This window comes from Ekhidna sp. (assembly GCF_040223195.1).
Taxonomy (GTDB): Bacteria; Bacteroidota; Bacteroidia; order Cytophagales; family Cyclobacteriaceae; genus Ekhidna.
This window is the reverse complement of the sequence record NZ_JAVKDX010000006.1, coordinates 245,030-256,064: the sequence shown is the minus strand read 5'-3', so window position 1 is coordinate 256,064 and position 11,035 is coordinate 245,030. Positions and strand designations below refer to the sequence as shown.

Annotated in this window: 10 protein-coding genes and 1 riboswitch; of the genes, 5 read left to right on the top strand and 5 right to left on the bottom strand. The window is 42.5% G+C overall.

Annotated elements, in window-relative coordinates; all coding sequences use genetic code 11:
• The first annotated feature begins 13 nt into the window (after window positions 1–13).
• The gene (locus tag RLN88_RS02595; RefSeq protein ID WP_350219814.1) at window positions 14–781 is read left to right on the top strand and encodes a hypothetical protein; all 768 of its coding nucleotides are present in this window, start codon (window positions 14–16) and stop codon (window positions 779–781) included.
• Here the strand turns inward: RLN88_RS02595 and RLN88_RS02590 are convergent.
• On the bottom strand, window positions 778–2,046 hold the full coding sequence (locus RLN88_RS02590; RefSeq protein WP_350219813.1) for a replication-associated recombination protein A: 1,269 nt from the start codon (window positions 2,044–2,046) through the stop codon (window positions 778–780). The genes RLN88_RS02595 and RLN88_RS02590 overlap by 4 nt on opposite strands.
• 49 nt (window positions 2,047–2,095) lie before the next feature.
• Here RLN88_RS02590 and RLN88_RS02585 point away from each other — a divergent pair, with 49 nt between their 5' ends.
• On the top strand, window positions 2,096–2,977 hold the full coding sequence (locus RLN88_RS02585; RefSeq protein ID WP_350219812.1) for a DMT family transporter: 882 nt from the start codon (window positions 2,096–2,098) through the stop codon (window positions 2,975–2,977).
• Here the strand turns inward: RLN88_RS02585 and RLN88_RS02580 are convergent.
• Together RLN88_RS02580 and RLN88_RS02575 are read right to left on the bottom strand one after the other, a co-directional pair.
• A complete protein-coding gene (locus tag RLN88_RS02580; RefSeq protein ID WP_350219811.1) occupies window positions 2,961–3,977 on the bottom strand; it encodes a threonine aldolase family protein in 1,017 nt (338 codons plus the stop codon). The two genes, RLN88_RS02585 and RLN88_RS02580, sit on opposite strands and share 17 nt — an antisense overlap.
• Window positions 3,970–5,289, bottom strand: coding sequence for an HTTM domain-containing protein (locus RLN88_RS02575; RefSeq protein ID WP_350219810.1), 1,320 nt, complete (start codon window positions 5,287–5,289; stop codon window positions 3,970–3,972). The genes RLN88_RS02580 and RLN88_RS02575 overlap by 8 nt, the downstream gene beginning before the upstream one ends.
• A gap of 403 nt (window positions 5,290–5,692) precedes the next feature.
• Between RLN88_RS02575 and sucD the strand changes: the two genes are divergently transcribed.
• Window positions 5,693–6,565 carry a succinate--CoA ligase subunit alpha gene (gene sucD / locus RLN88_RS02570; protein ID WP_350219809.1) on the top strand — a complete coding sequence of 291 codons (873 nt, stop codon included), beginning with the start codon at window positions 5,693–5,695 and terminating at the stop codon, window positions 6,563–6,565.
• Window positions 6,566–6,615: 50 nt separating this feature from the next.
• Here sucD and RLN88_RS02565 read toward each other — a convergent pair whose 3' ends face one another.
• Window positions 6,616–7,077, bottom strand: a complete 462-nt coding sequence (locus RLN88_RS02565; RefSeq protein ID WP_350219808.1) for a MaoC family dehydratase — start codon at window positions 7,075–7,077, stop codon at window positions 6,616–6,618.
• A 330-nt stretch (window positions 7,078–7,407) separates the two neighbouring features.
• Here RLN88_RS02565 and RLN88_RS02560 point away from each other — a divergent pair, with 330 nt between their 5' ends.
• Window positions 7,408–9,936, top strand: coding sequence for a methyl-accepting chemotaxis protein (locus RLN88_RS02560; RefSeq protein WP_350219807.1), 2,529 nt, complete (start codon window positions 7,408–7,410; stop codon window positions 9,934–9,936).
• A gap of 286 nt (window positions 9,937–10,222) precedes the next feature.
• Window positions 10,223–10,327: riboswitch (SAM riboswitch) on the top strand.
• A 52-nt stretch (window positions 10,328–10,379) separates the two neighbouring features.
• Here the strand turns inward: RLN88_RS02560 and RLN88_RS02555 are convergent.
• Window positions 10,380–10,514, bottom strand: a complete 135-nt coding sequence (locus RLN88_RS02555; protein ID WP_350219806.1) for a hypothetical protein — start codon at window positions 10,512–10,514, stop codon at window positions 10,380–10,382.
• A gap of 72 nt (window positions 10,515–10,586) precedes the next feature.
• Here RLN88_RS02555 and RLN88_RS02550 point away from each other — a divergent pair, with 72 nt between their 5' ends.
• Window positions 10,587–11,024: an OsmC family protein gene (locus RLN88_RS02550; RefSeq protein ID WP_350219805.1), complete on the top strand. Its 438-nt coding sequence runs from the start codon at window positions 10,587–10,589 to the stop codon at window positions 11,022–11,024.
• Window positions 11,025–11,035: the final 11 nt, after the last annotated feature.

Genomic DNA, 11,035 nt, shown 5'->3' with positions numbered 1-11,035 from the left:
AACAACAGCCAACATGAAAAAACAGTTACTTACTTCGACACTACTATTGGCCTCCATTTGCTCATTTGCTCAGTGGGGTAGCTTTGATTTAACATTCGGATTGCCAAGAAACGAATTTCGAGAAAACACAGATGCCACCGGGTTTGGTGCTGATCTTTCGTTTGGGGTTCCCTTTCAAAAGGGGTTTCCTGTTTCCTTTGGATTGGATCTCAACTACATTGTTTATGGTAGAAATGCCCAGGATGAAGATTTGACTGCAGATGTAATTGCCAACAATCAGGTAATAGCTTCGCTAAATATTCCGCTTCGAATTGTCAATACAAATAGCATATTTGGAACGCATGCACTGATCCGGGCTCAGGCACCTTTCGAGCTTGTTCAGCCATATGTGGAGGGTTTAATCGGATTTAGGTATATATCTACAAACACAAAAATTCTGGATAGGTCAAACGATGGGAGATATTCGGATAATGACGACAATGTAATATCAAGAGAAACCGTGTTGGATGACTGGATTTTTAGCTACGGGTATGGGGGTGGATTCATGATCAAAGTAGGTGCGAAATTTTTCATTGATATCCGTGCGGACTTCTTCAAGGGGGAGCGAGCCAAATACTATGACGGAGAGGATACCGAAGCATGGACTGTACAATTTACTGGTTCGGCTGAAGATTATGATCCGGATAATCTCACACCTGGTGATCTTACTTATGAAAATGAACCAAGAGAATCCACAACTGATCTGCTAATGCTCAAGTTTGGAGTAGCGTTTAAATTCTAATACCCATATTTATCTTTCCAGCGTGTGCGGAGGAATTTTCGGAGTTCCTCCTCACGTGCATTTTTTCCGGGCTCGTAAAGTTTTGTTCCTTGTATTTCATCTGGCAGAAATTCCATCTCTGCAAAATTCAGCGGATGATCATGCGCGTATTTATAGCCCTTTCCATAGCCTTGGTCTTTCATAAGCTTGGTGGGTGAATTTCGGATGGCCATCGGTACTGGTAAGTCACCGGTCTTCTGCACCAGCGCCTGCGCCTGATTGATGGCTACATAGCTGGCATTGCTCTTAGGTGAAGAAGCCAGGTAGGTCACGCATTGCGAAAGGATAATCCGTGACTCAGGATAGCCGATCATGTTTACGGCCTGAAAGGCATTGGTCGCCATCACGAGAGCTGTTGGGTTGGCGTTTCCAATATCTTCAGACGCAAGAATCACCAATCGGCGTGCGATAAACTTCACATCCTCCCCTCCTTCGATCATTCGTGCCAGGTAATACACGGCTGCATTCGGATCGCTCCCCCGAATGGATTTAATAAAGGCCGAGATGACATCATAGTGCATCTCCCCTTTCTTGTCATACAGCACCGTCTTTCGTTGGGCAGCCTCAATCACCTTTTCATCAGTGATCACTTTTTCTTTGCCCTCATCACTTTTGATCACCAACTCCAGCAGGTTCAAAAGTTTTCTGCCATCGCCACCTGAGAGATTAAAAAGTGCCTCTGTTTCTTTCAGCACCACTGATTCTTTCTTCAGGTCTTCATCTTCGTTGAGGGCTTTCTCCACCAGCGTCATCAGATTCTCCCTGGTGAGCGCATTGAGCGTATAAACCTGCGAGCGGGAGATCAAAGCAGAGTTTACCTCAAAACTTGGGTTCTCGGTGGTGGCCCCTATCAGGGTGATCACCCCTTTTTCTACAGCCCCCAAAAGGGCATCTTGCTGGGCCTTATTAAACCGGTGAATCTCGTCGATGAACAAAATCGCCTTGGTGCCTCTGCTCGCCAGCTGGATCACTTCCCGCACTTCCTTCACCCCTGCACTTATGGCACTGAGGGTGTGAAAAGGTCTTTTCACTTCATTGGCTATGATATTGGCGATCGTGGTTTTCCCTGTGCCGGGTGGTCCCCAAAGGATCATAGAGGGCACCTGACCGGAGCTGATCGCTCGTCTCAGCACGCCATTTGCACCAACCAAATGCTCCTGGCCCACCAGGTCTGAAAGCCTGGACGGACGCATACGTTCTGCAAGTGGGGAGTTGTCCTTAAACATTTTTTAAAATTAAGTAAATCTCCCCTCGGCACACACCTACATTTGCCACGTGAATAGCTCCAATTTCAAAGTTTATTTGATCCTCACACTGGTCAGTCTTTTTTACGGCATCAACTACAGTGTGCTGAAGGTGGTGGTGCCGGAGCACATAGGAGCATTCGGGTTCATCGTTTATCGTGTCACCATCTCATCGGCTATCTTTTGGCTCATCTATTCTGTGGACAAACACAAGATCGATTGGAAGGTGGATGGATGGAGACTTGTGGCGTGCGCGCTCACCGGAGTAGCAATCAATCAGCTACTTTTTTACAAAGGGATCAGTCTCACTTCGGCGGTGAATGGATCCATTATTATGACGCTGACGCCTGTGCTGGTTTTGATCTGGGCAGCATTCCTAACTGGTGAAAAAATTACCCCTGTAAAGGTAGTTGGCGTTTTGATTGGCCTCATCGGGGCAGTCATTATCCTGTATCAACCGGATGCTCTGTTGACTACAGGGGACTGGAGGGGGGATATTTTGGTGTTGATCAATGGCGCCAGCTATGCCTGCTATCTGGTTATTGTGAAACCTCTTATGTCCAAATATGAACCTCTGACTGTTGTAAAGTGGGTGTTCACCATCGCCATTTTGTTTGTGGTTCCGGTTGGGTTCAATGAAGCCATTTCAGTTGACTTTACCTGTTTTCCTATGGAGGTATGGCTGAGTGCTGCATACGCTATTCTAATTGTAACCGTGCTAGTCTATTTCCTAAACGCATGGACACTTACCCGAGTCAATTCATCGGTTGTGGGGGCATTCATTTACTTGCAGCCTGTCTTTGCCACCCTCACTGCCATTCTGTTCTTTTGCGAGGTGTTTTTGCTCAAGCATCTGATTGCTGCGACTTTTGTCTTTTCCGGTGTGTGGCTGGTCACTAAGAAATCTTCCTGATAGCGACAGAAAATTCTTGGAGGTCGTCATCTGAAAAATCCATATGGGTAACAAACCTTACTAGCCCCTTTCCAAATCCAACGGCCAGAATACCCTGCTTTTTTTGCTCCTCCAGCAACCACTTTTCAGATTTTCCATCAGCCAGTTTCACAATGACGATATTGGTATCTACAGGCATCACTTCATCTATAAAAGATAGTTTACTCATTACCTCCCCTATGGTTCTTGCCCTTTGATGATCCTCCTTCAATCGTGTAACATGATGATCCAATGCGTAAATACATGCAGCCGCCAGGTACCCAGCCTGCCTCATGCCTCCCCCGAAAACCTTTCTTACTCGTTTGGCTTCATTGATTTTCTCCTTTGTCCCCAGCAACACGGAACCCACCGGAGCTCCCAAACCCTTGGAAAAACAAATGGAAATAGTGTCGAAGAGCGGACCAAAGTCAGAAGGTTTTTCGCCCGTCTCACAAATCGCATTAAAAAGCCGAGCACCGTCCAGGTGAAGTCCAAGGTCATTTTCATCACAGACCTTTCTAATCCTTTTTACCTCCTCCAGATCATAAATAGCGCCTCCCCCCTTGTTCATGGTATTTTCCAGTACCACCAGCTTTGATTTTGGATAATGAATGTCATCAGGATTAATACTCTCTTGAATTTGATCTGCGGTGATCCTCCCCCGATCTCCTTCCAGTAGCTTGGGTGAAAGCATGGAATTGTACATCATTCCACCACCTTCATACATATAGACATGTGAATATTTATGACAGATCACCTCATCCTGTGGGCGGGTATGAATTCGCATGGCAATCTGATTAGTCATAGTGCCCGAAGGACAAAAGAGTGCTGCTTCCATCCCAAAGAGCGAAGCAATTTTTTCCTGGAGTTTATTCACTGTCGGGTCGTCCCCAAGTACATCGTCTCCTACCCTTGCGCTCATCATTGCTTCGAGCATTTCAGGAGTGGGTTTGGTAATCGTATCGCTTCTTAAATCAATCATAGTTCTCATACGTTAATATCCAGTCGGAATGCCTGAAGGGCTCCCAGGGAACACTGGCCAGATCAACATTCGGATCAATCAGCAGCTTTCTCTTCCCGCCATTTAATGAAATTTTTGCCTCCACAAATACCGATACATCCTTTTGCTCCTTTGCATATTCGTCCTTTAAGCGTTGTGCAAACTGCCATATCATATCCGGTTGACCAGCGATGGTGGATCGCTGCTCACGGGACAACCAATCCTGCAATTTGATTCGCTCCCTTTCATTGGTCTCCTTATCAACCACGTAAAACTTAGCATATCCAGTTTTAACTCTCAACATCATCCGCCACGCCAGCCGATGACCTTCCTCCGTCCAGGAGGCATTTCCTTCGTATAGAAAATGACGAAGAGGTAGGAGCAGATGAATACTAAAATAGATGATCAAGACGTACGTCCACCCCAGCGAAAGCGTTCGTTGTATGGGGAACGCCTTACTTCTTCTTGGAAAGAAAATCTGCCTGATCGATTCCGGTGGAAAAAAGAATATCGTAAGCCCAATCATTAGATATGGAAATATACCGATCTGAAAAATCGCTGAGTTGGCAAGGTTGAAAATGACGGATAAAATGAAACCGATCTTTCGGGTCTTCGGGTGAAGAAGCAGGAAAATGATCGTGCCATCATAAACAATACCACCCCAGGCAATAAAATGCTGAAACCATGCTTCCTGCAACAACGGGCCAATCAACCAATAGTCAGCTTTGTACTGAAACCAGATACCGATTGGTTTGGCTAGAGTCCAGTCTGCATGCATCTTATTGAAGCTCGCATACAGGTACACAATCGCTACCTGAATGATAAAAAACCAGTGACAAATCCTGGCACATGTGTTTTTGGACACTGTAAGTCCCCATTTGGCATCCAAGGAATTGCTCTTGTGGGCCGGCAGCAGCAACATGACCCAACTCATCAGCACCAGCAAATAATAGTGATTGTTGTAATGCGATTTTTGCATGAGGTAAACCATGGTCCACATCCCGGCAAAGACAAATGCGGACGTTCGGTAAAACAACCCCAGCATCATCAAAATCCCGGCAATGCCCATGGCCATGAAATAGAAAATCATTCCATTTCCATCAAGTGGCTGGAGCCACTCAAACCCGATTATGGTGAACGTGAATTTTGGCTCGACAAAGGTTTCATGTACCCAACCAGTCAGGATTGCTCCAAAACTTTCAGCAGCGGCCAGGAATCCGAAAATCATTCGAAATAAAACAAGCGGACTGTTGTCTACCTCTGTTCCCAAAAAAGTTCGAACGGTTTGGAGCATATTTTTCACTTTCGGTTAGTGAAAATAGCAGTTCAATAAGAGACTTTTAAGCGATCCGGCCATAAATAAGAAAAGGAGCCCGAGAGCTCCTTTAATTTTAAACCTAAGTAAATATGAAGAGGATTAATTACTTACTTATTCTTACGATCTCACCTTGCAGAGAGTTTTGTCGATTAACGTTCTTTAACTATCTGACACATTCATTCATCGAAAGTTTAATCACATCAATGACAAAATCGCATTTGAATAGTCACGAAAAGTGTGCCAATCCCCATCAGATTCAAAAGATAATTTTACATCCAAGAACGTCTTGCGGCGTTTTCGGGTCTTTTATGAGCGGCATTTTGCTTTAGTAATTGGCAGACAGTTTTAATCATATATTTTTGCGGAAAATCTAAAAGAAATGAGTGTTCTTGTAAATAAAGATTCTAAAATCATTGTACAGGGTTTCACAGGCTCTGAAGGTACTTTTCACGCTGGTCAGATGATCGAATACGGCTCCAATGTGGTTGGAGGTGTGACACCTGGAAAAGGTGGACAGACTCATCTGGACAAGCCGGTATTTAACACGGTGAAGGAAGCTGTTGATAAGACTGGTGCTGACGTGACCATCATTTTTGTACCACCAGCATTTGCGGCTGATGCCATCATGGAGGCGGCTGATGCAGGCATCAAAGTAATCGTGACCATCACTGAGGGTATCCCTGTTAAAGATATGATGCACGCCAAGCCTTATGCAAAAGCTAGAGGTGCGGTGCTTGTTGGACCAAACTGCCCTGGAGTAATCACGCCTGAGGAAGCTAAAGTTGGTATCATGCCAGGCTTTGTTTTCAAAAAAGGAAAAGTTGGAATCGTTTCAAAATCAGGAACACTGACCTACGAAGCTGCTGACCAGGTGGTAAAAGCGGGGATGGGCATTTCTACGGCTATCGGTATTGGTGGTGATCCAATCATCGGCACATCCACAAAAGAAGCCGTGCAGATGTTGATGGAAGATCCTGAAACAGATGGAATCGTTATGATCGGTGAGATTGGTGGATCCTACGAAGCTGACGCTGCGAAGTGGATCAAAGAAAATGGAAATAAGAAGCCCGTGGTAGGATTCATTGCTGGGCAAACAGCGCCTCCGGGAAGAAGAATGGGTCACGCAGGAGCCATTATCGGTGGAAAAGATGATACAGCAGCAGCCAAAATGAGAATCATGGCAGAGTGCGGATTGCACGTGGTAGATTCTCCTGCAGATATCGGAGAAACCATGAAAAAAGCACTGAGCTAAGTCTTAAAGTATAACAAAACTTAAGCCCCTTTCGGGGCTTTTTTTATGTCTTATTCGAAGTGATACAAGAAAATCATCGTGGCGTTAAAGGCCGGCTTCTTCTCCCCTTTGATTTCAAGCAATGCATCTACTTCCGCTTTAGAGATTCCTCTAAGATTAGCCAATGATTTCAGGGTTGCAGTGAGTTTAATCTCATCATTCACTTTTACTGCCTGCCCAAATTTCAATTTATCAATACCATAATTTACAAGCATCTTCACATTATTGAATTCTGCAATCTGCTCCCATAAGTAAGGCATCAACGAAAGTGTCAAATAGCCATGCGCAATGGTTGTCCCAAAAGGTCCACTTTTCGCACGCTCTTCGTCCACATGGATCCACTGATGATCTAGCGTGGCATCAGCAAATTTATTGATCTGATCCTGGGTGATCTGATGCCATTCTGACTCCCCCATCACCTTCCCAAGATGTGCTTCAAACTCTGCGTGATTATTGATAATTAGTGTAGCCATAATTCGATTAGGTCAATTTTTTTTCTCCAAAGTTATGATAGTATTGGAAGACTTCCGTTCAATGCCTTCCTTAAAACCTACTTCAAGTTGATCCCTTGAGACATATGCATTATTGATTGGGAGATCTGTGCTAAGATGTAGCTTAAGTTATCAATAGTTTTATGCCACACCTAATAAAGGCATTATATGCTGTATATCAGCAAAATGTAAGCGATTTGTAGGTATTCAAAAAGTTTTGATACTAGACATTCTATCAAACTTTAAATTCGGTCTAAATCAGGGCAAAAAATATATCTGACTTGAACCAACGTTTCATAAACTACCATCAACATGCTTGTAAAAACCATTCGCAAAGCCATTATTGGCATTGTCATGCTAGTCGCCCTAGTTTCAATTGCTCAAATGACGAGTAGCCTTTTAAATCTCAGGACGGAATTCTCAAACTCAGCCAAAAAACTCATTGATGAACACGCACAGCGGGAGGCAAATAGAATAAGTGCAGCTTTAAATCAGGATATGGCCATTGCGCGATCTTTATCAAACATTATGGAGGGAATAGCCAAATACCCTTCTTATAAAAGAGAGCCTATTCAGCGACTTGTAATGAGAGAAGTGCTTAGAGACAATCCTGAGTACATGGCTGTATTTATGAGCTGGTCACGCAACCATATTGACTCAACATGGACTCGGACCAACGGTCGACAGAGATTTAATCAATACTATTCCGGAACTGAGATTCAAGAGTCCATAAATCTCACTGACACAGCTGAAAATGACGAACTTAAAGGGCTATTTTATACAGTCAAGGAAGAAGGCAAAGGTGTACTTTCTAATCCCTATTTATTTGAAGCTTATGATAATGCTTCAAAGGAGATGTTACTAGCCACATCTCCTTGCTATCCAATTATGGCAGACAATCAATATGTTGGGATGATTGGACTAGATATTTCACTGGATTACTACACCAAACTATCAGAAGTAGATTTATTTAATAATTCTTATGCCATTCTATTCTCAAATGATGGTAAGGTCGTATCTCATCCTAAAAAATCATGGCAGAATTCGTTTTTAAAGGAACTAGACTATCTAAAAATGGATACTGATCTCACATCTATGATAGCAAATGGAGCAAATCACTCCTTTACCACATTCGACACTTACTTGGATGAAGAAGTCATGATTGGAATCGCACCAATAACAGTGAAAGACGGAAAACCATGGTCAGTTGCAATGGTAGTTCCTAAATCAGCAGTCATGGCGCCACTGATTAAAAGGTTGTGGATCAATGGATCAGTAATGACAGTATTCCTGGTTTTACTCACCTTGTTTACTCATCGAATTGGAATGACCCTTGTAAAATCCTTAGACAAAGCCAATCAACAATTAAGAAATTTGGCGCTAGGTGATGTAAGTATTAATAATGAACTTCAACTCAGCAGACTTGACAAGAATCTTGAGATTGGAGAATCTGTAAATCATCTGATGAGAGAAATGCGGAAAAAAGCAGATTTTGCCTTGGAAATTGGAAGAGGGAATCTTAATGCCAAACTTGTTAAAACATCGGATGAAGACCTGCTGGGCTATTCTCTTCTAGCAATGCGAGACAATTTAAAGCAGGCTATAGAGGACACACAAGAGGCCGTAATGATTGCAGCTGAGCGAGGAAAGCTCGATATTCAAATAAGGACTGAGGGAAAAGAGGGGGCATGGATGGAATTAAGCAGATCAATTAATCAACTTTTGCAGTCAATCTGGGAGCCTGTAAAAGCCGTAAATAAAATTATTGAGGATATGGCATCTGGAGATTTGAGATCCAGATATCTCAAGGAAGAAGATGGTGAAGTTTATCACCTTACTCAAAATCTTAATTATGCATTGGATGAATTAAATGAGCTGATATATGCGGTAAAAAGACTAACTGAAGATGTAGCGTGTTCTGCGAATGAAATGATCCTCTCGAGTGAAGAAATGACTAATAGTAGCTCAGAAATTGCTACAGCTATCTCACAAATTAGTAATGGGGCACAAGATCAGGTAAAGAAAGTTGACGAATCCTCAAGATTGATTGAGGAGACGCTAGAATCTTCTGAAAAAATTGGAACACAATCCAACATAATAACAGATGCTGCTCATGAAGTAAATAGAAGAAGTAGAAATGGATCTGAAATGATGGAGAATCTTTTGGCAAGTATGAAGGAGATGAGTCTTCTCTCCAAGGGAAGTGAAGAAGCCATGTCGAATCTTGAAAGACAGTCAGAAGAAATATCAGTCATCCTTGACATAATCACTAAAATCTCAGACCAAACCAATCTGCTTGCACTAAACGCATCGATTGAAGCCGCTCAAGCTGGGGACGCGGGACGGGGCTTTGCTGTTATTGCCGAAGAAATAAGAAAGCTTGCAGATGGTTCTAGAGGATCTGTAAAAGAGATAAAAGATTTAGTTTTTAAGGTACAACAAAACACCTCAGATGTCAGTCAATCAATCGGATCAATGAAAGTCAAAGTGGAGCTAAGTGAAGAGATCACTCAAACAACTTCACAAGAATTCAAAGGCATAAATGATGCTTCAGAAAAGAATCTTGACCTATCACGTGCCATAATTGAAATGACACAAAAACAATCGAGTGACATTAGAAATATTGTGAGTCTAGCTGAGGCCGTGGTAGTAATAGCAGAAGAATCCGCCGCAGGAACTGAAGAAGTTGCATCTGCCTCCCAAGATGTTTCAACCAATATGCTTTCATATCTCGAAAAGAGTAAATACCTGACTTCAATATCGAATGAATTAAGTGATAAGTTGGAGCAATTTAAAATCAACAATGGAGGAAATTCCAATAATATTCAAAGTCATGGATAGAGTGGATGAAGTTGAAATTTGATGGTATTCTGAATGTTCTCATGAATTCGATCAAAAATAATTACCAGCAAATTTTAAAGAACCGAGAAATGTCCATGATGGTCACTAGATAACAAAAAACTATTGACTATCAGATTATTAGGTATCTAATGAGCCATTTTAAATATTTTTTACATATAACTAATCTATTAATCAATAGATAACTAAAGGAATTTTTTCTCCACTGAAAATTTGGAGAAACCAAAATTCCTACTCTACGTTTGCATCATCAAATCGATAAGGTATCGATTTATAAAGAAGCGCCGAGAGACAGGCTCTATGACGCGCTAGCAACCCTCCGAAAATCGGAAACGGTGCTAATTCCTGAACGATAAATTGATTGCTATGAACACACAACTTCACATCGCTCTCCCAAGTATTGACCAGCTTGTCAAGCAGGGGAATTACACTTCCTCGTCGATCGCCCATTTCTTTTTCATGTGTTGCTGTTGCAGCAATAGGTAATCCACATTTGATCCATCTGGGTTTGTGATCATCTTAAGGAGCAAGTGCGTCTTCTCCGGAAAAATCCAAATCATGTATTTGCATTCTTCAGTTATGCATGATAAATCCACTCCATCACACTTTTTTCAAAAAAACGAATTACGAATATGTCTAAAGAATTAAAATTTTCAGTAAGCTCTGTAAGCGAATCTAGAGCTAAAACACGCATACAAACAAGAGGATTTGACCTCACAGTTGATGAACCAGAATCTCTAGGAGGTACAAATCAAGCACCGAATCCGATAGAATACATCCTGGCAGGATATGCAGGATGTATCAATGTGGTAGCACATATCATCGCTGAAGAGCTTGACTTCTATCTGGAGAATCTCAAAATCAATATCGATGGCTTTCTCAATCCCAATCGACTGTTTGGTAAGTCACTCGACGAACGAGCCGGCTACAAGCAGATCGATGTACGACTTGAGACCACTTCGGAAATTGATCCGGAGCTTAAGAAAAAGTGGCTGGCAGAGATTTCACACAGATGCCCAGTCAATGACAATTTGACCAACGCTACTCCTATTTCATTTTCAATCAATTAAAAAACAGAATC

Coding starts and splice junctions, on each gene's coding strand:
- RLN88_RS02580 (WP_350219811.1), bottom strand. CDS start 3,977: ATGATTGATTTAAGAAGCGATACGATTACCAAACCCACTCCTGAAATG.
- sucD (WP_350219809.1), top strand. CDS start 5,693: ATGAGTGTTCTTGTAAATAAAGATTCTAAAATCATTGTACAGGGTTTC.
- RLN88_RS02590 (WP_350219813.1), bottom strand. CDS start 2,046: ATGTTTAAGGACAACTCCCCACTTGCAGAACGTATGCGTCCGTCCAGG.
- RLN88_RS02595 (WP_350219814.1), top strand. CDS start 14: ATGAAAAAACAGTTACTTACTTCGACACTACTATTGGCCTCCATTTGC.
- RLN88_RS02575 (WP_350219810.1), bottom strand. CDS start 5,289: ATGCTCCAAACCGTTCGAACTTTTTTGGGAACAGAGGTAGACAACAGT.
- RLN88_RS02550 (WP_350219805.1), top strand. CDS start 10,587: ATGTCTAAAGAATTAAAATTTTCAGTAAGCTCTGTAAGCGAATCTAGA.
- RLN88_RS02565 (WP_350219808.1), bottom strand. CDS start 7,077: ATGGCTACACTAATTATCAATAATCACGCAGAGTTTGAAGCACATCTT.
- RLN88_RS02555 (WP_350219806.1), bottom strand. CDS start 10,514: ATGATTTGGATTTTTCCGGAGAAGACGCACTTGCTCCTTAAGATGATC.
- RLN88_RS02560 (WP_350219807.1), top strand. CDS start 7,408: ATGCTTGTAAAAACCATTCGCAAAGCCATTATTGGCATTGTCATGCTA.